Raw genomic sequence first — 21494 nt, forward strand, 5'->3', positions numbered from 1 at the left:
TTACCCGACCCTACTCCGCCGCGCGGCCCTCGGACGCCGGGCCAGTACGGCGGCCAGTGCGAGCAGCGCGAGACCCGCGGCCGCGGCGGCGTGGGTCCCCAGGCGCGCCCGGCGCTCGGGAGTCCGTACCGGCTCGGGGCCTTCGCCGAAGTACGGCCCTGCGGCAGCGGCGGCCGCGGGTGCCTGCGGCTCGGCGCGCAGCGTGTCCGCGGCCTGGAGGGCGGCGACGGGATCCACCAGGCCGCGGCCGCGGGCGTCGTCGCGGCCGCCGGCCGGGGAGTCGGCGGCGGTGTCCTCCAGCAGCTTCTTGACCTGGGCCGGGGACAGGTCGGGGTGGGCGGCGCGGACCAGGGCGACCGCGCCGGAGACGAAGGCGGCGGCGGCGCTGGTGCCCCAGCCCTCGTAGTAGGAGCGGTCGGGGTCGGCGATGACGACGTCGACGCCCGGTGCGCAGACGGTGGCGTACCAATTGCTGGTGGAGAAGCGGGCTTTGCGGCCGCGCCGGTCGACGGCGGTGACGGCGATCACCCCGGGGTAGGCGGCCGGGTAGGAGGCGTGGTCGCCTTGTTCGCCGCCGTTGCCGGCGGAGGCGACGACGACGGCGCCCTTGGCGAGGGCGTACTGGACGGCCTCGTCCTCGGCGGCCTCGTGGTGGGCGGAGCTGCTGTCGTCGCCGAGGGACAGGTTGATCACGTCGGCGTCGTGGTCGGCGGCCCAGCGGATGCCCTCGGCGAGGGCTCCGCCCTTGCTGTCGCGGGCCTTGGCCCGGCCGGGGTCGCCCTCCTCCAGGATCACCCGGACCGGGAGGATCTTGGCCTGGGGTGCGATGCCGAGTACGCCCTGGCGGCGGTTGGGGCCGTGGCCGTGCCCGGCGATGATCCCGGCCATGGCCGTGCCGTGCCGGGCCCAGGCCCGGTCGCCGGGGCCCGCGCCCATGCCGACGAGGTCGGTGCCCGCGAGTACCTGGCCCGCGAGGTCGGGGTGGGCGTCGTCGACCCCGGTGTCGAGGACGGCGACGGTGATCCCCTCGCCCCGGGTGGTGCCCCAGGCCTCTTCCGCACGCAGGGCCGTGAGCCCCCACTGGCGGTCGCGGATCGCGTCCGCGGCGGCCGGGGGCGCCGCGGTGGTGACGAGGAGGCCGCCGAGCGCGAGGGCGGTCGCGGCGCGGGTGGTTGCCGCGCGGGCGGTCGCCGCGGGGGTCCGGTTCATCGGGCGGGCTCCGGGGCGGGAGGGGCCGCGAGGGCCCGTACGGCGCGTTCGACGCGGTCGGCGACGCCCTTGGCCTCGTGTCCGAGGCCGGCCTGGGCCGCGGGTCCGGTGGCGTCCTTGCGCATGAGGTCGTCGGCGGGGCGGGGCGCGTCCAGGGCCCGGCCGTCGCGGAAGGCGGAGACGGCGTAGACCACGACGGGGGCCTCGGGGAGTACGGAGGCGGTCCAGGCGGCGCGCCGGTCGTCGTCGAAGCCGAAGCCGGCCGGGGCGCCGAGTCTGCCGCGGAGCCCTTCCATGGCGGCGGCGTCGGCCGGGGTGAAGACCATGCCGACAGTGACGAGGGAGCTGCGGGTGGCGTCGGTGTAGGTGGCCCGCAGCACGCGGGTGCAGCCGGCCCCGGCGAACAGCGCCTGCCAGTCGGGGGCCAGCGCGGCGGGGCAGTCGGCGTCGGGCGCCACCGCGATCCGGGTCCAGGTGCGGTCGGCGCCGCCGGGGCCGGCTCCGCGGCCGTCGAGCACGGGCGGGAAGAGGGTGTCGACGGGAGTGGCCCGCCAGAGGGAGGCGGCCTTGCGGTAGGCGGCGTCGGCGGCCAACGGCCGGTGTGCGGCGCGGTGTTCGGCGACGGCCCCGTAGGCCGCGGCGCCGGCCGTCCCGGCGCCGAGGAAGGCGCACAGCGCGGCGGCGAACACCCGTCCGGGCCGCCGCCGGGGCGTGGCCGGTTCGGGCTCGGCCAGGACCGCGGTCTGCGGTGTCGACGTGCTCATCCGGCGGCTCCACCCCCCGTTCCGTACGGCTGCCCGAGCGGTCTCGGGGTGGTGGGGTGCGTCTCCGCGTCGTCCGGTGCGGTGCCTCGGCGCGGCGACGCATCGCCCGCGTACTGGACGTACTTGGGTGATGCGGCAGTGCGGCGAGGCGCCGTGCCGGGCGGCGTGGAGGCGTGCCCCACTACCCCGAGACCGCTTAGCCCGTACTGTACGGGGCCCGGACCCTGCCGCGTCCCGGCCGGGTCCGAGGAGGCCTCGGCAGGGCCGCAGCGGGCCGCCCCGCAGCTCCCGTGCGCCACACGTCACGTTTTGCACCCCGGCGGACGGACCGGCCCGCCCCGGCCCTGCCGACCGCTCTCCCGGCACCCCTACCCACCGGTACCCCCACGTGGCAAGCTGCCGCCATGTCTTCCGACCGGGCCCGGTACGACCGGGCGACCGCGCATCTCGACGCGCCCCTGGCCATCGTGGACCTCGACGCGTTCGACGCCAACGCCGACGACCTCGTACGCCGGGCCGGCGGCAAGCCGATCCGCGTGGCCAGCAAGTCCGTACGGTGCCGCGCGCTCCTCGAACGGGTCCTGGCGCGGCCGGGCTTCGCCGGGATCATGTCGTACACCCTCGCCGAGTCGATCTGGCTGGCCCGGTCCGGGTTCGAGGACGTGCTGCTGGCCTATCCGTCCGCCGACCGGAGGGGCTTCGCCGAGCTGGCGGGCGATCCCAAGCTGGCCGCCGCGGTCACCGTCATGGTGGACGACCCGGCGCAGCTGGAGCTCATCGACCGCTCGCGGGACGGCGGCACGCAGGAGGTGCGGGTCTGCCTGGAGCTGGACACCGCCCTCCACCTCCTCGGCGGCCGGGTGCGCGTCGGGGCCCGCCGCTCGCCGCTGCGCGAGCCCGGGCAACTCGCCGAGCTGGCCCGCATCGTGAGCGCGCGGCCCGGTTTCCGCGTCGTCGGGCTGATGGGGTACGAGGGCCACGTGGCCGGGGTGGGCGACTCGCTCGCCGGGCGCCCGCTGCGGTCGCGTGCGATCCGGCTGATGCAGGGCGCCGCCCGCAAGGAGCTGGCCGCGCGCCGGGGCGAGACCGTACGGGCCGTCCGGGCGGTCGTGCCGGACCTGGAGTTCGTCAACGGCGGCGGGACCGGCAGCGTCCAGCAGACCGCGGCCGAGGACGCGGTCACGGAGATCGCCGCCGGGTCGGGGCTGTACGTACCGCGGCTGTTCGACAACTACACGTCGTTCCGGGGCCGTCCGGCGGCGCTCTTCGCCCAGCCCGTGGTCCGCAGGCCCGGCGTGGGCGTGGTGACGGTGCTGGGCGGCGGGTATCCCGCCTCGGGGGCCGCGGGCGCCGACCGGCTGCCCGTGCCGTACCTGCCCGAGGGGCTGCGCTACGACCCGCAGGAGGGCGCGGGCGAGGTGCAGACGCCGCTGCTGGGCAGTGCGGCCGACGATCTGCTGATCGGCGACCGGGTCTGGTTCCGGCACGCGAAGGCCGGCGAACTGTGCGAGCGCTTCGATGAGCTGCACCTGGTCGAGGGCGACCGGGTGACGGCCACCGCCCCGACGTACCGGGGCGAGGGCCGCACGTTCCTCTAGGGAGTGTCGTCAATGTGGCGTCGGCCGCCCGAAGGGAGGCCCCGCCGGCCAGACGGGACTTTGACGACACGACCTAGTGCCGCACCAGTAGCTAGAAGACGGTGTCCGTCTGGTCGGGGATGACGCTCGTGTCGCCCCGGCGGACGGGACCGGCCGTGCCGTCGCGGTCGACGTAGCCCGTCGTGGCGCACGGGTAGGGCGTGGCCTTCTGCTTCTTCGGCTCGATGAACATCGGGTTCACGATCCACTTGCCGTCGCTGTTGTCGTACGCGCGGCACATGAGCTCGTTCTTGTTGCGGTTCACCACCAGCCGCAGGGCGGTCGCATCGCGCAGGAACGAGATGTCGGTGTCGGAGTCGCCCGCGGCGAACACCTGGCGGCGCGCGGCCGGCTGGACCTTCTCGGCCGCGGCGCCGCGGACCTTGAAGATCTCCTTGTTGATCCAGCAGCGCTTGCCGTCGATGTACGTGATCATCGAGTCGGCGCCGTCCTTGACGGATCCGCAGCCCTGGAGGTGGGAGGTGAACTTCCCGCCGCCGGTGGTGGTGTTGCGGATGCCGATGACGTGGTCCGCCTTGATCCCGACGCCGTTGGCCCACACCTCGACGACCGGCTGCGGCGAGGCCGAGCTGATCCAGACGTCGAAGCCGGCCTTCTGCAGGCCCGCGATCAGGTCCTTCTGCTGGTCGTAGTAGCGCACCCAGCCGGTGGCGGTGGCGCTGCCGACCTGCTGCTTGGCGCCGACGGGCGCGGCCAGGTTCTCGGCCTGCGCGGCGGCCGCGAAGCCGCGGACCTCGCTCGCGGTCCAGCCCTGCATCAGCTGCGGCAGCCAGGCGTAGGCGGGTTCGATCGTACGGCGGTCCCAGCCGGCGAAGGCGGCGGCGCCGGCCTTCGTCGCGGCGGTGCCGTAGACGGCGTTGAGCTCGTCGGCGCAGTCGGCGCCCTCGGGGGTGCCGGTGGGCAGCGGGGCGCCGGGGCGGGCGAGCGCGGCGCAGGCGTCGGCGAGGGCCTGGGCGGCGGCCGGGGTGAGGTAGCGGCTGGTGGTGGACCAGTCGCCGCGGGCGGGCTGGCGGATCTTGCCGTTGCGCAGCAGCCAGAACATGGTGGCGTCGCCGACGTCGTTCTTGACGACGGTGTTGTCCCAGTCGAAGACGGCGACGGGCTTGTTGCGGCTGGGCCGGTACGGGTTGCAGCTGCCGTACTCGTCGATGAGCTGCTGGAGGCGGGCCTGGTTGTCCCCGTACCAGCCGGCCGCGAGCTGCGGGGCGGTGCAGTGGGTACCGGGGCGGGCCGCCTGGGCGGCGGGTGCGGCGGCGACGAGGGTGCCGGCGGATATCGCGACGGCGGCGGCGACGGCCTGGAGGCGGCGCGCGGTGGTGGGTCGGGTCACTGAGGTGGACGCTCCTGTTTCTGACGTAGATCGTCGCGGACGGTAGAACACGACAGCCGGGCGTCGTGCGACGCCCGGCTGTCGGGAGGGTGGCTTTCGGGTGAAGGCTTACAGGGGGGTCACGTACGCGCCGGAGATGCCGCCGTCGACGAGGAAGTCGGTGGCGTTGATGAAGGAGGAGTCGTCGCTGGCGAGGAAGGCGACGGCCGCGGCGATCTCGGTGGGCTCGGCGAACCGGCCCAGCGGGATGTGCACGAGCCTGCGGGCGGCGCGCTCCGGGTCCTTGGCGAACAGCTCCTGGAGCAGCGGGGTGTTGACCGGCCCCGGGCAGAGCGCGTTGACGCGGATGCCCTCGCGGGCGAACTGGACGCCGAGCTCGCGGGACATGGCCAGGACGCCGCCCTTGGAGGCGGTGTAGGAGATCTGCGAGGTCGCGGCGCCCATGATGGCCACGAAGGACGCGGTGTTGATGATCGAGCCGCGGCCCTGGCGCTGCATGTAGGGCAGCGCGGCCTTGCAGCACAGGTAGACGGACGTGAGGTTGACGTCCTGGACCCGCTTCCAGGCCTCCAGGCCGGTGGTGAGGATCGAGTCGTCGTCCGGGGGCGAGATGCCGGCGTTGTTGAAGGCGATGTCGACGGAGCCGTAGGTGTCGAAGGCGGTCTTGAAGAGGGCCTCGACCTCCTCGGGGCTGGTGACGTCGACCTTCACGAAGGTGCCGCCGACCTCCTCGGCGGCGGCCTTGCCGGCCGTCTCGTCGATGTCGCCGCAGACGATGTTGGCGCCCTCGGAGGCCAGCCGGCGGGCGGTGGCGAGTCCGATGCCGCTGCCGGCCCCGGTGATGACGGCGGTACGGCCGACCAGGCGGCGGCAGATGATCTCTTCGTTGGACATGTGCTTCAGGCCTCCGTGCTGATGAAGACGTTCTTGGTCTCGGTGAATGCGGTGAGGGCGTCGGGTCCGAGCTCGCGGCCGAGTCCGGACTGCTTGTAGCCGCCGAAGGGGGTCCAGTAGCGGACGCTGCTGTGGGAGTTGACGGACAGGTTGCCCGCGGCGACGGCGCGCGAGACGCGCAGCGCGCGGCCGATGTCGCGGGTCCAGAGGGAGCCGGAGAGGCCGTACTCGGTCGCGTTGGCCAGGCGTACGGCGTCCTCCTCGTCCTCGAAGGGCAGGACGACGGCGACCGGGCCGAAGACCTCCTCGGCGGCCACGGGCGCGGTGGGGGCGACGTCCGTGACCAGGGTCGGCGGGAACCAGAAGCCGGGGCCCCGGGGGGCGGCGCCGCGGATCGCCTTGAGGTCGTCGGTGACGTAGGACCGTACGCGGTCCAGTTGCAGCCGCGAGATCAGCGGCCCCATCTGCGTCTTCTCGTCGGCCGGGTCACCCACGACCACGCCCTCGATCCCGGGGGCCACCAGGTCCAGGAACCGGTCGTAGACCGAGCGCTGTACGAGGATGCGGGTGCGGGCGCAGCAGTCCTGCCCGGTGTTGTCCAGGAAGGACATGGGTGCGGCGGCCGCCGCGGCCTCCAGGTCCGCGTCGGCGAAGACGATGTTGGGGCTCTTGCCGCCGAGTTCGAGGGTGACCCGCTTCACGCGGTCGGCGCATTTGGCCATGATCTGCTTGCCGACCCTGGTGGAGCCGGTGAAGACGATCTTCGCGACGCCCGGGTGCTCGACCAGCGCGTCGCCCGTTTCGGTACCCCGGCCGGGGAGCACCTGGAAGAGGTGCTCGGGGATCCCGGCTTCGAGGGCGAGTTCGGCGAGGCGCAGCGCGGTGAGCGGGGTGGTCTCGGCGGGCTTGAGGATGACGGCGTTGCCCGCGGCCAGGGCGGGGGCCAGGCCCCAGGCGGCGATCGGCATGGGGAAGTTCCAGGGGGCGATCACGCCGATGACGCCGAGGGGTTCGAGGAAGGTCACGTCGATGCCGCCGGCGACGGGGATCTGGCGGCCGGCGAGGCGTTCCACTCCCCCGGCGGCGAAGTCGAGCAGGTCCCGTACGTTGCCGGCTTCCCAGCGGGCGTTGCCGATGGTGTGGCCGGCCTCGCGGACCTCCAGCTGCGCCAGTTCCTCGATGTGGCCGTCGACGACCGCGGCGAAGCGGCGGAGCAGTCTGGCCCGGTCGGCGGGGGCGGCGGCGGCCCAGCCGCGCTGGGCCGCGGCGGCCCTTGCGACGGCGGCGTCGACATCGTCCCGTGTGGCGGCCGGGACGGTGGCGATGACTTCCTCGGTGGCCGGGTTCAGGACCTCTAGTTCGAGGGGGGCCAGCTCATCGGACACGTGGTTCCTCACAGATCTTCTCAGGGGAGGGGTTTTACAGGCGTTCGAAGGAGCGGCGCAGCTCCCAGTCGGTCACGGCGGAGTCGTAGGCGTCCAGTTCCACGCGGGCCATGTTCCGGTAGTGGGCGACCACTTCGGGCCCGAAGGCGGCCTTGGCGATCTCGCTGTTCTCCCAGAGTTCGGCGGCCTCGCGCAGGGTCGTCGGGACGTGGGCGTAGTCGGCGGTGTAGGCGTTGCCCGGGCAGGCCTCGGGCAGTTCCAGGCGGTTCTCGACGCCGTAGAGACCGGCCGCGACCAGGCCCGCGACGGCGAGGTACGGGTTGACGTCGCCGCCGGGGAGGCGGTTCTCGAAGCGCATGGAGCGGCCGTGGCCGACGACGCGCAGGGCGCAGGTCCGGTTGTCCACGCCCCAGGCGACCGCGGTCGGGGCGAAGGATCCCGGGCGGAAACGCTTGTACGAGTTGATGTTCGGGGCGTAGAGAAGGGAGAAGTCGCGCAGCGCGGCCAACTGACCGGCCAGGAAGTGGCGCATCACGGGTGACATTCCACCGTGATGGCCGGGGCCGTCGGGGTCCTCACCGGCCATGGCGTTGCGTCCGTCGGCGTCGCTGAGCGAGAGGTGGATGTGACAGGAGTTGCCCTCGCGCTCGTCGTACTTGGCCATGAAGGTGAGCGAGACGCCTTCCTGGGCGGCGATCTCCTTCGCCCCGGTCTTGTAGACCGCGTGCTGGTCACAGGTGGTCAGCGCCTCGTCGTAGCGGAAGGCGATCTCGTGCTGGCCGAGGTTGCACTCCCCCTTCGCCGACTCGACGACCAGGCCCGCGGCCTGCATCTCGTTGCGGATGCGGCGCAGCAGGGGCTCGATGCGGCCGGTCCCGAGGACGGAGTAGTCGATGTTGTACTGGTTGGCGGGGGTCAGGTTCTTGTAGTGGGAGTTCCAGGCCTGCTCGTAGGTGTCCTGGAAGACCATGAACTCCAGCTCGGTGCCGACCATCGCGGTGTACCCGTGCTCGGCGAGGCGCTCCAGCTGCCGGCGCAGGATCTGGCGGGGCGCGGCGACGACGGGCGAGCCGTCGTTCCAGGCGAGGTCGGCCATGAGGAAGGCGCTGCCGGGGTTCCAGGGGATCCGGCGCAGGGTGGCGAGGTCGGGGTGCATGGCGAAGTCGCCGTATCCCCGGTCCCAGGAGGACATCTCGTATCCGTCGACGGTGTTCATGTCGGTGTCGACGGCGAGGAGGTAGTTGCAGCCCTCGGTGCCGTGCGCGAGGACCTCGTCGAGGAAGAACTGTGCGGCGAACCGCTTGCCCTGGAGCCGCCCCTGCATGTCGGGGAAGGCCAGGACCACTGTGTCGATCTCACCGCTGGCGACGAGGGCACGGAGCTCCTCGGTCGCGAGCGGCGGCTTGCGGTCTACCACGGGAATCTCTCCTTCGGTGAGCCGAGTGCGCCTAAGGTATTGAATAGAACCATTGCTTGGGAAGGGGAGGAGCCGACATGACCGATACGGCGAGTGAAGGCGGCGCCGTCGCGCGGCTGAATCCCGTACTGCGGCAGGTGCGGGCGGGCAGCGGTTTCGAGGAGGCGCTGGAGCAGATCCTGCAAGTGGTCCGGCTCGGCCTGGTGCCCGGCGGGGAACGGCTCCCGCCCGAGCGGGAGCTGGCCGAGCGGATGGGCATCAGCCGGGTCACGCTCCGCGAGGTGCTGAAGGTCCTCCAGGACCAGGGCCTGGTGGAGGCCCGGCGCGGCCGGTACGGCGGAACGTTCGTGCTGCCCCGCCCCGACACCCCGGCGGGCGGCGCCGAGGAGGAGCTGCGCCGGCGGGTGGCGGGCGTGGACATCGAGGACGTCCTGCGGTTCCGCGAGGTCCTGGAGGTGGGCGCGGCCGGACTGTGCGCCTCCCAGGGGCTGACCGAGGAGGGCGCGGAGCGGCTGCTCGGGGCGCTGACGGCCACCCATGACGCCCAGCTCGCCGACTACCGGCGCCAGGACACCCTCTTCCACCTCACCCTGTGCGAACTGGCCGGATCCGCCACGCTCACGGCCCAGTACGCGGCCGTCCGGGCCACCGTGAACGACCTGCTGGACTGCATCCCGCTGCTGGTGCGCAACCTGGAGCACTCGCAGCAGCAGCACACCGCCCTGGTGGAGGCGGTGCTGGAGCGGGACGCGGACGCGGCGCGCGAGGTGATGCGCGAGCACTGCTGCGGCACGGCCGCGCTGCTGCGGGGGTTTCTGGCCTGAGCTCCGGGGCAGGGTGGCCGACGTCCGGAGAGGTTTTCGTAACCCCTGTTTAACGCACGGGTCTTGCGCCTGCCACTCCCGAGGGGCAAAGGTACGCCCCACAACCATTGCCCTAGGCAGGAGCGCACATGGCCGACGACACCGAGGCACGGCTGGCAGCCGTGCCCGACCCCACCACGTCCCCGGCGAAGGCCGTCCCCGAGGGCGACGGCTATCTGGAGCGCCGCACCCTGCGCCGCGGCAGCGCCGGCTGGCTGCTCCTCACCGGCCTCGGCGTCGCGTACGTCGTCTCCGGCGACTTCTCCGGCTGGAACATCGGCCTCGCCCAGGGCGGTTTCGGCGGCCTCGCCATAGCGACCCTCCTGATGGGCGCGATGTACGCCTGCCTGGTCTTCTCCCTCGCGGAGCTGTCGGCGATCCTGCCGACCGCCGGCGGCGGCTACGGCTTCGCCCGCCGGGCGCTGGGCACTTGGGGCGGCTTCCTGACCGGCACCGCCATCCTCATCGAGTACATCCTCGCCCCCGCCGCCATCGCCATCTTCATCGGCGACTACGTCGAGTCCCTCAACCTCTTCGGCCTCACCTCCGGCTGGCCCGTCTACCTCGCCTGCTTCGCCATCTTCATCGGCATCCACCTCTGGGGCGTCGGCGAGGCCCTGCGCTTCTCGCTCGTCGTCACCGCCGTCGCCGTCCTCGCGCTGGTCGTCTTCGCCGTCGGCGCCTTCACCGAGTTCGACGCGGGCAACCTCGACGACATCGCCGTGGACACCACCGCCTTCGGCGCGGGCTCCTGGCTGCCGCTGGGCATCCTCGGCATCTGGGCCGCCTTCCCCTTCGGCATGTGGTTCTTCCTCGGCGTCGAGGGCGTGCCGCTGGCGGCCGAGGAGGCCAAGGACCCGGTGCGCTCCATGCCCCGCGCCCTGTCGATCTCGATGGGCATCCTGATCCTGCTGGCGCTGATCACCTTCCTCGCCTCGACCGGGGCGCGCGGCGCCGACGCCATCAAGGACGCGGGCAACCCGTTGGTCGTCGCCCTGGAGGGCAACCCCGGCCTGTCCTGGTTGAAGACCTTCGTCAACTACGCGGGTCTCGCCGGGCTCGTGGCCTCCTTCTTCTCCCTCATCTACGCCGGCTCGCGGCAGCTGTTCGCCCTGTCCCGGGCGGGCTACCTCCCGCGCTTCCTCTCCCTGACCTCCCGGCGCAAGGCCCCCTACCTGGGCCTGCTGATCCCCGGCGCGATCGGCTTCGCCCTGGCCGCCGCCACCGGCAACGGCCCCCGCATGCTGAACATCGCGGTCTTCGGCGCGACCATCAGCTACGCCCTGATGGCCCTGTCCCACATCGTCCTGCGCCGCCGCGAGCCGGACCTGGAGCGTCCGTACCGCACTCCGGGCGGCGTCGCGACCTCATCGGTCGCTTTCGTACTCGCCCTCTCGGCCCTGGTCGCCACCTTCCTGGTGGACAAGGACGCGGCTTTCATCGCGCTGGCCGTGTACGCCGTCGCCCTGGCCTACTTCGCGCTCTACAGTCGGCACCACCTGGTGGCCTCCGCACCCGAGGAAGAGTTCGCGGCCCTCGCGGAAGCGGAGGCGGAACTGTCCCGCGACTGAAATCCTGCCCCCGAACAGCCCTCTGGAGGTAACAACCGTGCACAGGCCGCTCATCGGCATCTCCACCTACGTGGAGGATTCCACCCGCTACGGGGTGTGGGACCTTCCCACGGCCCTGGTCCCCACCGGGTACTACGAACTCGTCCAGGCAGCGGGCGGCGCGGCCGTGCTGCTGCCGCCGGACGAACCCGGGAGGGCGGCGGAGGTGCTGAGCCGAGTGGACGGCCTGGTCATCGCGGGCGGCCCCGACGTGGACCCGGTCCACTACGGAGCCGCCCGCGACCCCCGCACGGGCGCGCCCGCCACGGTGCGCGACCACTGGGAGCTGGCTCTGATCGGGGCCGCGCTCGCCTCCGGCGTGCCGCTGCTGGGGATCTGCCGGGGCATGCAGGCACTGAACGTGGTCCTGGGCGGGACGCTGCACCAGCACATCGACGGCCACGTCGACACCCCGGGCGTCACCTCCTGGCACCCGGTCCGGCCGGTGCCGGGCACCCGCTACGCGGCGCTGGTCCCGGAGGAGGCGGAGGTCCCGACCTACCACCACCAGGCGGTGGACCGCCTCGGCCGCGGCCTGGTCGTCTCGGCCCACGCGGTCGACGGCACGGTCGAGGCGATCGAGGACCCCGACCGCTCCCGCCACGTCCTGGGCGTCCAGTGGCACCCGGAGCGGGACAAGGACACCCGGGTGATGGCCTCCCTCGTCGAGGCGGCCGCCGCCCGCCGGGCGGTCGCGGTGCCGGTGGGCTGACCCCGCTCCGCCCCGACGGGCCCCGGCGCCTCTCCCCCGGCGCCGGGGCCCCGTGGATCCCCCCTCCCGGGGCGATCAGACGCGGCTGGCGGTGAAGTTGAGCGTCTTGAGCAGGCCCGGGGCCTTCTCCACGCCGGTGGTGGTCACGGTGCCGGTGATGGTGGTGACCCGGCTGGACGGAGCAGCCCGGCGCTGCAGGCCACGTCCGTGACCCGGCCGATCCCGCCGGTGTAGGTGGGGAAGATGAGCTGCCCGTGGTTGAGCGCGTTGACCCGGAGGGTCCTTGGTGGTGGCACCCGTGAAGTCGGAGACGTCGGTCCCGCAGAGGGCGGGAGCCGCCTGGGCGGCGGGCGCGACCACCAGACCGGCGGCGGCGTGGTCAGGGCGAGCGCGAGGGCGGGGGCGGCCCACTGCGCCCGGCGCCCCCCTAGCGGGATCAGCCGTCGACGTTGACCGACCGGATCTTCATCCGGTCCGAGCCTGGCCCGTGAGCGGCTTCAACGTGAACCAGCCGCCCTCGCAGTCCGGTTCGGTGAACACCGTGGCCGTCGCGGTGGTCCGGTTGCGCGGCGAGTGCGCGGGCTCGCCGGCGCTGGGGTCGGCGGCCTCGGGGAAGGTCTGGCAATCGCCGCCCGCCCGGCCCTCCAGGTGCGCCCGGTGCGTGGCGCCGCCGGGGCCGACGTACGCCTACTCGAAGATCCCCGTGGCGGCGAAGGCGGCGACGGCTGCGTGGCAAAGACGCATGGGGGTGCTTCCTTTCACAACGGGCGGCAACGTGCAGGGCCACCTTCCTGAAGGGGGCGGCCCCGGGTCACCGTCCGACCCCCGCCGACTCGATCCCTCCTCGCCCGAACGGCCTACGTACGCCGCCGGGTCAGCGACAGCAGGTCACGGGCCGGGCCCGACGGGCGGGCCCCCGTCGGCCAGACGGCGCGCAGTGCGCGGGCCAGGGCGGCGCCCGGTACGGGCACCTCCACCAGCCGGCGGGCCGACAGCTCGTCGTCCAGCGCGAGTTCCGACAGGACGCACGGCCCGGCCCCGCTCAGCGCCGCCGCCTTGACCGCGGTGGTCGAGGCCAGCTCCAGCAGCGGCGCGGCCAGGCCCCCGGACCCCGCCAGGGCTGCGTCCAGGACCTGCCGGGTGCCCGAGCCGCGCTCGCGCAGGATCAGCGGGGTCGACGCCAGTTCCCCGGCGTCCACCCCCTTCGAGCGCCGCGCCCAGGGGTGCTGCGGCGCCACCGCCACCACCAGGCGGTCCTGCGCGATGACGGCGGAGTCCAGCCCGTCGGGGACGCTCAGCCCCTCCACGAAGCCCAGGTCCGCCTCGTGGGCCAGGACCCGCTGGGCGACGTCCGCCGAGTTCCCGGCGTGCAGGGACACCGCCGTGTCCGGGCGGTCCCCGCGCAGGGCGATCAGCCAGCCGGGCAGCAGGTACTCCGCGATGGTCATGCTGGCCGCCACCCGCAGCCGCGAGTCCCGCCGCCCGCGCAGCGCCTGCGCCCCCGCGTCGAAGGCCTCCGCGGCCTCCACCACCCGCCGGGCCCAGTCGGTGACGAGCGCGCCCTCCGCCGTGAGCGTCGAGCCGCGCGGGGAGCGGTCCACCAGGGCCACCCCCAGCCGGGTCTCCATCGCCCGGATCCGGCTGCTCGCCGCGGGCTGGGTGATGCCCAGCCGGCGCGCGGCCCCGCTCAGGCTGCCGATCCGCGCGACCGCCAGCAGAAGTTCCAGCGCGCCCAGGTCCGGCACGCGGTGCGCCAGCGGTACTACGTCCTCATCACCCATAACATCAGTTTATGGCCTCATAGGAGTGCGACCTCTGCCGCCCGCTCCCACCTGCGACGACGCTGGACCCATGGCCACCACCATCGTGCGACCCCGCACCGTCATCGAACTCACCCGGACCCACAAGGTCCCCGCCCTGCGCCACCTCGGCCCGAACTGGTACGCCTCGGTCATGGGCACGGCCATCATCGCCAACGCCGGAGCGACCCTCCCGTACCAGCTCCCCGGGCAGCGCGCGGCCTGCCAGCTCGTCTGGGCGCTGTCCGCCGTGGCCCTCGCCATACTGCTGACCGCCCGCGCCGGGCACTGGCTCCACCACCGCGACCAGGCCCGCGCCCACCTCCTCGACCCCGCCGTGGCCCCCTTCTACGGCTGCCTCTCGATGGCCCTGCTGGCCGTCGGCGGCGGCACCCTGATCGTCGGCAAGGACCTGATCGGAATGCCCGCGGCGATAGCGGTGGACACGGTCCTGTTCACCGCCGGCACCGTGATCGGCCTGGTCATGGCCGTCGTCGTGCCCTACCTGATGGTGGCGCGGCACAAGGTCGAGGCCTCCCAGGCCACCCCCGTCTGGCTGCTGCCCGTGGTCTCCCCCATGGTCTCCGCCGCCGTCGGGCCCCTGCTCGTCCCCCACCTGCCCGCCGGGCAGCCCCGCGAGGCCCTGCTGCTCGCCTGCTACGCCATGTTCGGCATCAGCCTGCTGGCCACCCTGCTGATGCTCCCCCTGGTCTTCGGCCGCCTGATCGTGCACGGGCCCCTGCCCCTGGCCCTGACCCCCACCCTGTTCCTGGTCCTGGGCCCCCTCGGGCAGTCCACCACCGCCGTCAACCAGCTCGCGGACGTGGCACCCGGCGCCATCGACGCCTCCTACGCCCATGCCTTCGGCGCCTTCGCCGTGGTCTACGGGGTGCCCGTGATGGGCTTCGCCCTGCTGTGGCTTGCCCTCGCCGCAGCCATGCTGGTGCGGGCCGCCCGTAACGGCATGGGCTTCGCGATGACCTGGTGGGCCCTGACCTTCCCCGTCGGCACCTGCGTCACCGGCGCGGCCGGACTGGCCCGCCACACCGGCCTGGACGCCTTCGCCTGGCTGGCCACCGCCCTCTTCCTGGGCCTGGTCACCGCCTGGCTGCTCGCCGCGGTCCACACCCTGCGCGGCCTGTTCACCGGCCGGCTGCTGCCGAAGACCGCCTGATCGCCGCCGACAGGACCGCCGGGGCCTCTGCCAGCGAGGGCCCGTACCAGGTCAGGTGGCGTCCGCTCACGAGGGCGGCCCGGAGGCCGGGGAAGGCCTCCGGACCGTCCTGCGCACTGAAGGCGTACGGCTCGTCGGGGAGCACCACCAGATCGCAGCCGGCGGCGGCCAGCTCTTCCACCGGCACCTTCGGGTACCGCTCCGGGTGCCCCGCATAGGCATTGCGCACCCCCAGCCGGGCGAGCACGTCCCCGGCGAAGGTGTCCCGGCCCAGCACCATCCAGGGCCGCCGCCAGACGGGCACGAAGGCGCGGAGCTCCCCGACGGGCTCCACGTCCGCCCAGGCGGCCTCGGCACGGTCGAGCCACTCGGGCCGCTCCAGCCCCAGCGCTCCCACCAGGACCCGGTCCAGTTCGGCGAACGCCTGCGGCAGGTCCCGGACCTCGGTGACCAGCACCTCCAGCCCGGCCGCCCGCAGCGCCGCCAGGTCCGGGGCCCGGTTCTCCTCCTCGTTGGCGATCACCAGGTCCGGGCGCAGCTCCGCGATCCCCGGTACGTCGGGGTTCTTCGTGCCCCCGATCCGCGCGGCGCCCCCGAGGTCCGCGGGGTGCGTGCACCAGTCGGTCACCCCGACCAGCAGTCCGGGCGCGCTTGACGCCACCGCCTCGGTCAGCGACGGCACCAGCGAGACGACCCGCATCCGGCTCAGCGCCCCGGCGCCGGCGGCTCGGAGGTGGCGTGGATGTGGTCCCCGACGGCGACGACGAGGATCCGGGTGTCCTCGGTGACGGCCCGCCACCGGTGCCGGACCCCGCCCGAGAGGAACAGCGCGTCGCCGCTCTCCAGCCGGTACGCCCGCCCCTCGGCCTCCACCTGGCACGCGCCGGAGACCACGTACATCAGCTCGTCGTTGCGGTGCTGGTACTCGCGTCCCGCGTCCTGGTCGCCGGTGAACTCCAGCGCGTGCAGCTGGTGGTGCCCGCGCACCAGGGGCCGTACCCCCGGGACGGGGGTGAGCCCGGAGTCGTCACCGGCCCGTACGAGGTCCACCGTGCGCGCGGTGTCGGAGGCGGCCAGCAGTTCGACGGCGGTGGTCTCCAGCGCGTCCGCGACCCGCTCCAGGGACCGCATGCTGGGCCGGGCCCGCTCGTTCTCTATCTGGCTCAGGAAGGGCACCGACAGGCCGCTGCGCGCCGACACGGCGGCGAGCGTCAGGTGCAGCGCGCGGCGCCGCTTGCGCACGGCCACGCCCACCCGCAGTGGCTCCTTGGCGTCCTTGTGCTTGTCGTCCCGGTCGTCGTACTTGTCGTCCCGGCCGTTCCGCTCGCTCTTGCCGTCCGCTGCGTACAGGTCGTGCGTGCCGTCCCTGTCGTTCATGTCGGGGCTGCCCTCCCCTTGTCCGTCGCACATGGGTGTGCTGTAAGCACCTTACGCAGCAACCGCCCCCGGTTTCGCGTGCACGGGCTGACCGGCCCACCGCGCATCGAGCGCTTTCCCGGCGGCCCTGGGTTCTGCGGGTGCGGCATCATCGTCGTCGTGACGACGACACGACGCCTGATGCTCCTGGACACCGCCTCCCTCTACTACCGCGCGTACTTCGGTGTGCCGGACTCCGTGAAGGCCCCCGACGGCACCCCGGTCAACGCCGTGCGCGGGCTGCTCGACTTCATCGGGCGCCTGGTGCAGGACCACCGGCCGGACGATCTGGTGGCGTGCATGGACGCCGACTGGCGGCCGCACTGGCGGGTCGAGCTGATCCCCTCGTACAAGGCCCACCGGGTCGCCGAGGAGACCGCCACCGGCCCGGACGTGGAGGAGACCCCGGACACGCTGGCCCCGCAGGTACCGATCATCGAGACGGCCCTGGACGCGTTCGGGATCGCCCGCGTGGGGGTCGCCGGGTACGAGGCGGACGACGTGATCGGCACCCTGACGGCCCGCGCCACCGGGCCGGTGGACATCGTCACGGGCGACCGGGACCTCTACCAGCTGGTGGACGACGCCAAGCGGCGGCGCGTGCTGTACCCACTCAAGGGCGTCGGCTCCCTGCAGGTGACGGACGAGGCCTGGCTGCGCGAGAAGTACGGGGTGGACGGCCCCGGATACGCGGACCTGGCACTGCTGCGCGGCGACCCCAGTGACGGCCTGCCGGGCGTGCCGGGCATCGGCGAGAAGACGGCGGCCAAGCTCCTCGACGCGTACGGCACGCTGGCCGGAATCATCGCCGCGATCGACGATCCGAAGTCGAAGCTGACACCCACCCAGCGCAAGCGTCTGGACGAGTCCCGGCCATATCTGGCGGTGGCCCCGAAGGTGGTGCAGGTGGCCTCCGACGTCCCGCTGCCCGAGTTCGACCCCGCCCTGCCCGCGGTCCCCGCGCAGCCGGAACTCGTCGATGCTCTTGCGCACCGGTGGGGTCTGACCGGAGCCGTGTCGCGCCTGAGCAGCGCGCTGCGCACTTGAGGTGCTAACTTAGGTAATCCTAAGTTTCTGGGGAGTCAGGGGATACGCCGTGGCAGAAGGACGCGTCCGCACAGTCGGCACCGCAGTCGTCGTACGCACCGAGCGGTTGACGCCGCACATGGTGCGGATCGTGCTGGGCGGTGAGGGGCTGGCCGGATTCCACGCCGGCGAGTTCACCGACCATTACGTCAAGCTGCTCTTCGCCGCCGAGGGCGTCCGCTACGCCGAGCCCTGGGACCTGGAGCAGATCCGCTCGGCGCACCCGCGCGAGGAGTGGCCGCGCCAGCGGGCGTACACCGTGCGCTGCTGGGACCCGGCCCACCTCGAACTGACGCTGGACTTCGTGGTGCACGGGGACGAGGGCCTGGCCGGCCCCTGGGCGGCCCGCGTCCAGCCGGGCGAGGTCGTACGGTTCCTCGGCCCGGGCGGGGGCTACGCCCCGCAGCCCGAGGCCGGCTGGCACCTCCTGGTCGGCGACGAGAGCGCCCTGCCGGCCATCGGCGCGGCGATGGAGCGGATGCCGGTCGGCGCGAAGGTGCTCGCCTTCGTCGAGGTCGAGGGCCCGGACGACGAGCAGAAGATCGCCACCGCGTGCGGCATCGTGCCGGTCTGGATCCACCGCGCCGGCCGCCCGGTCGGCGAGGCCCTGGTGGAGGCCGTGTCCGCCCTGCGGTTCCCCTCCGCGGACGTCCACGCCTTCGTCCACGGCGAGGCCGGCTTCGTCAAGGAGCTGCGCCGCCACCTGCGCGTGGAGCGCGGCATCCCCCGCGAGCGCCTGTCCATCTCGGGCTACTGGCGCCACGGCGAGACGGACGAGGGCTGGCGCGCGATCAAGCGCGACTGGAACGCCGCCGTGGAAGCCGAGCAGGAGATGCGCTCCGCCGCCTGAGTCCGCCGCGCGTCCGGCGCCGGGCTCGATGTGCGCCTGCTCCGCAAGCGCGTTCACCCGTCCGGCGGGACAATGAGCCATGCGCACGGTACGCGTCATCGGCTCGGCCGGGGCCGCTGCACTCCTGGCCGCGGCGACGGCGGCGGCCGCACCCAGCCCGCCCCCCGCGCCGAAACCCCAGATCAGCGACGCCCAGGTCAAGACGGCAGTGGGCCGGCTCGACGCCACGGTCAACGACATGATGACCCGCACCGGCGTCCCCGGGGTCTCGGTCGCGGTGGTCCACGACGACGAGGTCCTCTACCTCAAGGGCTTCGGCCTGCGGCGCACCGGCGAGAGCGCCAAGGTGGATCCCGACACCGTCTTCCAGATCGCCTCGCTCTCCAAACCGGTCTCCTCCACGGTCGTCGCCGGCGCCCTCACCTCCGCCGACGAGTGGGACCGCCACACCGACCTGCCGGGCTTCGCCCTCAAGGACCCGTGGGTCACCGGGCACGTCTCCACCGCCGACCTGTTCTCCCACCGCAGCGGCCTGCCCGACCATGCGGGAGACCTCCTGGAGGACCTCGGCTACGACCAGTCGTACATCCTCGACCACCTGCGCCTGGAGCCGCTGACCGCGTTCCGCTCCAGTTACGCCTACACCAACTTCGGTCTCACGGCCGCCGCCGAGGCCGTCGCCAGGGCCAAGGGCACGAGCTGGCAGAAGCTGAGCGAGGACACCCTCTTCAAGCCCGCCGGCATGACCCGCACGAGCACCCTGTTCTCCGCCTACGAGAACGCCGCCAACCGTGCCTCCACCCACGTCAAGAACCCCGACGGCACGTGGAGCCCCCGCTTCGTGCGCAACCCCGACGCGCAGGCACCGGCCGGCGGAGTCAGCTCCACCGCCCGCGACCTGTCCCGCTGGTTGCGGCTCCAACTCGGCGACGGCTCCCTCGACGGGAAGCGGATCGTCCCGGCCGACACCCTCGCCCGTACGCACCTGCCCGAGATCGTCTCGCAGCCGCCCAGCGGGGCCGCCGGCCGCACCGGCTTCTACGGGCTGGGCTGGAACGTCTCCTACGACGACGCCGGCCGGCTGCGCCTGAGCCACTCCGGTGCCTTCCTGCTCGGCACCAACGCGAACGTGACGATGCTGCCACTGGAGCGGCTCGGCATCGTCGTGCTCACCAACGGCGCCCCCGTCGGCCTCGCCGACGCCGTGGCCCTGGACTTCTTCGACACCGCCGCGTACGGCAAGGCGACCACCGACTGGCTGCCCCTGGCCCGCTCCCTCTACGCGGAGCTGGAATCCCAGGGCCGCTCCGAGACCGACTACGCGCACCCGCCCGCGGGCGCGAAGCCGGCCCAGGACGACTCGGCGTACACCGGGACCTACGACAACCCGTACTTCGGCAGACTCACCGTCACGGCGGGCGCCGACGGCGGCCTGACCCTCTCGCTCGGCCCGAAGCCGATGCGCTTCCCGCTCAGCCACTACGACGGGGACACCTTCAGCTACGAGACCGCCGGGGAGAACGCGGCGGGCCGCACCGGGGTGTTCTTCTCCGACGGCACGGTCCGCGTGGAGTACCTGGACGGCAACCACATGGGGACCTTCACCCAGCAGTAGCCGCTTGGCCCGGACCAGGAGCGGCCACTTAGCCTGGACCCGATGAAACGCCACAAGCGGGCCCCCGAATCGCCCCTCCCCCAGATCGCCGGCATCGACCCCGTCCGGCTGCGCCTGCCCGGCGACCCGCAGGGGATCTGGCCCGATCTCGGCAGCTGGCTCACCGCGCGCTACGCGGGCACCCGCGGCGCCGAGTCGATGGCCCGCCTGCTGGCGACCGGCCGGGTGCTGGGGGCCGGGGGCCGGGTGCTGGACGCGCGGGACCCGTACGAGCCGGGCTCCTACCTGTGGTTCCACCGCGACATGCCGCCCGAGCAGCCCGTGCCGTTCCCGATTCCCGTCGTCCACCGCGACGAGCACCTGCTGGTGGTGGACAAGCCGCACTTCCTGGCGACCACCCCGCGCGGCAGCCACGTGTTCCAGACGGCCCTGGCGCGGCTGCGCGAGGAACTCGACCTGCCCGAGCTGAGCCCCGCGCACCGGCTGGACCGGCTCACCGCGGGACTGGTGATCTTCAGCATCCGCCCGGAGGACCGCGGGGCGTACCAGACGCTGTTCCAGGAGCGGCGGATCCGCAAGGAGTACGAGGCCCTCGCGGCCCTGGATCCCGGGCTCGCCGTGCCCCGTACGGTCCGCAGCCACATCGAGAAGCTGCGCGGGGTCATCGCCGCCGTGGAGGTCCCGGACGCCGAGCCGAACGCCGAGAGCGTGATCGAGCTGGTCGAGTCCGAGGGCGGTCTGGGGCGCTACCGGCTGGTCCCGCACACCGGCCGCACCCACCAGCTGCGGGTGCACATGAACAGCCTGGGCCTGCCGATCCTCGGCGATCCGGTGTACCCGCAGGTCACCGATCCGGCGCCGGACGACTACCGGCGGCCCCTGCAACTGCTCGCCAAGGTGCTGGAGTTCACCGATCCCGTCACCGGTGCGGCACACCGCTTCGAGAGCGGCCGCGCCTTGCAGGCCTGGCACGACCGGGAAGGCTGGGAGGCCGGCTAGCGGGCTGGCGGGACCGCGGGGTCAGCCGGGCGGCGGCGGCCGGCCCACGCCGGCGATCCGCAGCGCGGCGTCGGCGGTGGCCTCGGCGAAGGCGGCCACCGGCCGGGCGGGATCGGCCCGGTGGATCAGCATGACCCCTTCGATGAGGCCGAAGACCAGGTCGTTGCGCAGCGCCAACCCGGCCCGGTCGCCGGAGAGTTCGACCCCGGCGGCGGTGCCGTCGAGCAACGTCCGGTAGGTGTCCTTGAGTTCGAGGCGCATCCGGCGGAACTGGATGAACCGCGAGCCGCCCACCTCGGGCAGGAGGTAGAGGGCGCCCAGGTTGTACGGCCCCCCGCACAGCAGCAGCACGTCGGAGCGGCACAACTCCCACAGCCGCTCGGCGGCCGGCCGCTGCGGTTCGGCGAGCAGCCGACGGGCCAGCACCAGCGAGGGGGCGACCGTGGACTCCAGGAGCTCGGCGAGGAGTTCCTCCTTGCCGCCGAAATAGTGGTACATCGTGGCCTGGCGCATTCCGGCCCGTTCGGCCACCGCCCGCGTGGTGGTGGCCGCGTACCCCTTGACGGTGAACAGCTCGGCCGCCGCGCACAGGAGTTCCTCGCGCGGCGGCCGGCCGCTGTCCGGTCTCAGCTGATCGGCGCGCGGCCGACCGACCCGTCTCGCACCCTCTCCCGCTCCCCCACTCATGGACTCGATCGTCGCACAGGGCACGC

Annotated in this window: 19 protein-coding genes; 9 read left to right on the top strand and 10 right to left on the bottom strand. The window is 73.3% G+C overall.

Features of this window, described 5'->3' with window-relative positions:
* Together mycP and ACZ7GJ_RS15255 are read right to left on the bottom strand one after the other, a co-directional pair.
* The gene (gene mycP, locus ACZ7GJ_RS15250) at positions 1 to 1209 is read right to left on the bottom strand and encodes a type VII secretion-associated serine protease mycosin (RefSeq protein WP_470751926.1); all 1209 of its coding nucleotides are present in this window, start codon (positions 1207 to 1209) and stop codon (positions 1 to 3) included.
* The gene (locus ACZ7GJ_RS15255) at positions 1206 to 1973 is read right to left on the bottom strand and encodes a hypothetical protein (protein ID WP_470751929.1); all 768 of its coding nucleotides are present in this window, start codon (positions 1971 to 1973) and stop codon (positions 1206 to 1208) included. The genes mycP and ACZ7GJ_RS15255 overlap by 4 nt, the downstream gene beginning before the upstream one ends.
* A 404-nt stretch (positions 1974 to 2377) precedes the next feature.
* Here ACZ7GJ_RS15255 and ACZ7GJ_RS15260 point away from each other — a divergent pair, with 404 nt between their 5' ends.
* Entirely contained in the window at positions 2378 to 3571 is a 1194-nt protein-coding gene (locus ACZ7GJ_RS15260) for an amino acid deaminase/aldolase (protein ID WP_470751930.1), read from the top strand.
* Between the two features lie 91 nt (positions 3572 to 3662).
* Here ACZ7GJ_RS15260 and ACZ7GJ_RS15265 read toward each other — a convergent pair whose 3' ends face one another.
* The 4 genes from ACZ7GJ_RS15265 to ACZ7GJ_RS15280 form a co-directional block, all read right to left on the bottom strand.
* Positions 3663 to 4961, bottom strand: a complete 1299-nt coding sequence (locus ACZ7GJ_RS15265; RefSeq protein ID WP_470751931.1) for a haloacid dehalogenase-like hydrolase — start codon at positions 4959 to 4961, stop codon at positions 3663 to 3665.
* A 108-nt stretch (positions 4962 to 5069) separates the two neighbouring features.
* A complete protein-coding gene (locus ACZ7GJ_RS15270; RefSeq protein ID WP_052877158.1) occupies positions 5070 to 5855 on the bottom strand; it encodes a 3-oxoacyl-ACP reductase in 786 nt (261 codons plus the stop codon).
* Between the two features lie 5 nt (positions 5856 to 5860).
* Positions 5861 to 7240, bottom strand: coding sequence for an aldehyde dehydrogenase family protein (locus ACZ7GJ_RS15275; protein WP_470751933.1), 1380 nt, complete (start codon positions 7238 to 7240; stop codon positions 5861 to 5863).
* A gap of 34 nt (positions 7241 to 7274) precedes the next feature.
* Positions 7275 to 8657 (bottom strand): glutamine synthetase family protein, encoded by a 1383-nt coding sequence (locus tag ACZ7GJ_RS15280; RefSeq protein ID WP_470751936.1) that lies wholly within the window; start codon positions 8655 to 8657, stop codon positions 7275 to 7277.
* Positions 8658 to 8734: 77 nt separating this feature from the next.
* On the opposite strand from ACZ7GJ_RS15280, the gene ACZ7GJ_RS15285 reads away from it, so the two are divergent.
* The 3 genes from ACZ7GJ_RS15285 to ACZ7GJ_RS15295 all read left to right on the top strand — a co-directional run bounded on the left by ACZ7GJ_RS15285 (position 8735) and on the right by ACZ7GJ_RS15295 (position 11842).
* The gene (locus tag ACZ7GJ_RS15285; protein ID WP_470751938.1) at positions 8735 to 9481 is read left to right on the top strand and encodes a FadR/GntR family transcriptional regulator; all 747 of its coding nucleotides are present in this window, start codon (positions 8735 to 8737) and stop codon (positions 9479 to 9481) included.
* A 128-nt stretch (positions 9482 to 9609) separates the two neighbouring features.
* Positions 9610 to 11091, top strand: coding sequence for an ethanolamine permease (eat, locus tag ACZ7GJ_RS15290; protein WP_470751940.1), 1482 nt, complete (start codon positions 9610 to 9612; stop codon positions 11089 to 11091).
* A gap of 37 nt (positions 11092 to 11128) precedes the next feature.
* Complete coding sequence (locus tag ACZ7GJ_RS15295; protein WP_470751941.1) at positions 11129 to 11842, top strand: gamma-glutamyl-gamma-aminobutyrate hydrolase family protein; 714 nt, start codon at positions 11129 to 11131, stop codon at positions 11840 to 11842.
* 857 nt (positions 11843 to 12699) lie between these two features.
* On the opposite strand, the gene ACZ7GJ_RS15300 is transcribed toward ACZ7GJ_RS15295, so the two are convergent.
* The gene (locus ACZ7GJ_RS15300) at positions 12700 to 13623 is read right to left on the bottom strand and encodes a LysR family transcriptional regulator (RefSeq protein WP_470751942.1); all 924 of its coding nucleotides are present in this window, start codon (positions 13621 to 13623) and stop codon (positions 12700 to 12702) included.
* A 70-nt stretch (positions 13624 to 13693) separates the two neighbouring features.
* Here ACZ7GJ_RS15300 and ACZ7GJ_RS15305 point away from each other — a divergent pair, with 70 nt between their 5' ends.
* Entirely contained in the window at positions 13694 to 14815 is a 1122-nt protein-coding gene (locus ACZ7GJ_RS15305) for a TDT family transporter (RefSeq protein ID WP_470751944.1), read from the top strand.
* Here ACZ7GJ_RS15305 and ACZ7GJ_RS15310 read toward each other — a convergent pair.
* Both ACZ7GJ_RS15310 and ACZ7GJ_RS15315 read right to left on the bottom strand, forming a co-directional pair.
* On the bottom strand, positions 14784 to 15515 hold the full coding sequence (locus ACZ7GJ_RS15310; RefSeq protein ID WP_470751946.1) for a helical backbone metal receptor: 732 nt from the start codon (positions 15513 to 15515) through the stop codon (positions 14784 to 14786). The two genes, ACZ7GJ_RS15305 and ACZ7GJ_RS15310, sit on opposite strands and share 32 nt — an antisense overlap.
* A gap of 5 nt (positions 15516 to 15520) precedes the next feature.
* The gene (locus ACZ7GJ_RS15315) at positions 15521 to 16069 is read right to left on the bottom strand and encodes a helix-turn-helix domain-containing protein (protein ID WP_365918120.1); all 549 of its coding nucleotides are present in this window, start codon (positions 16067 to 16069) and stop codon (positions 15521 to 15523) included.
* Between the two features lie 303 nt (positions 16070 to 16372).
* Here ACZ7GJ_RS15315 and ACZ7GJ_RS15320 point away from each other — a divergent pair, with 303 nt between their 5' ends.
* The 4 genes from ACZ7GJ_RS15320 (at position 16373) to ACZ7GJ_RS15335 (ending at position 20781) form a co-directional block, all read left to right on the top strand.
* Positions 16373 to 17278 (top strand): 5'-3' exonuclease, encoded by a 906-nt coding sequence (locus ACZ7GJ_RS15320; RefSeq protein WP_470752147.1) that lies wholly within the window; start codon positions 16373 to 16375, stop codon positions 17276 to 17278.
* 49 nt (positions 17279 to 17327) lie between these two features.
* On the top strand, positions 17328 to 18167 hold the full coding sequence (locus ACZ7GJ_RS15325) for a siderophore-interacting protein (RefSeq protein ID WP_470751948.1): 840 nt from the start codon (positions 17328 to 17330) through the stop codon (positions 18165 to 18167).
* Positions 18168 to 18246: 79 nt separating this feature from the next.
* Entirely contained in the window at positions 18247 to 19782 is a 1536-nt protein-coding gene (locus tag ACZ7GJ_RS15330) for a serine hydrolase (RefSeq protein WP_470751951.1), read from the top strand.
* 42 nt (positions 19783 to 19824) lie between these two features.
* Positions 19825 to 20781, top strand: a complete 957-nt coding sequence (locus ACZ7GJ_RS15335; RefSeq protein WP_470751952.1) for an RluA family pseudouridine synthase — start codon at positions 19825 to 19827, stop codon at positions 20779 to 20781.
* Between the two features lie 21 nt (positions 20782 to 20802).
* Here the strand turns inward: ACZ7GJ_RS15335 and ACZ7GJ_RS15340 are convergent, their stop codons facing one another.
* Complete coding sequence (locus ACZ7GJ_RS15340) at positions 20803 to 21468, bottom strand: TetR/AcrR family transcriptional regulator (RefSeq protein ID WP_470751954.1); 666 nt, start codon at positions 21466 to 21468, stop codon at positions 20803 to 20805.
* Positions 21469 to 21494 lie beyond the last annotated feature (26 nt).

Source organism: Streptomyces sp. NPDC037242 (genome assembly GCF_055604165.1).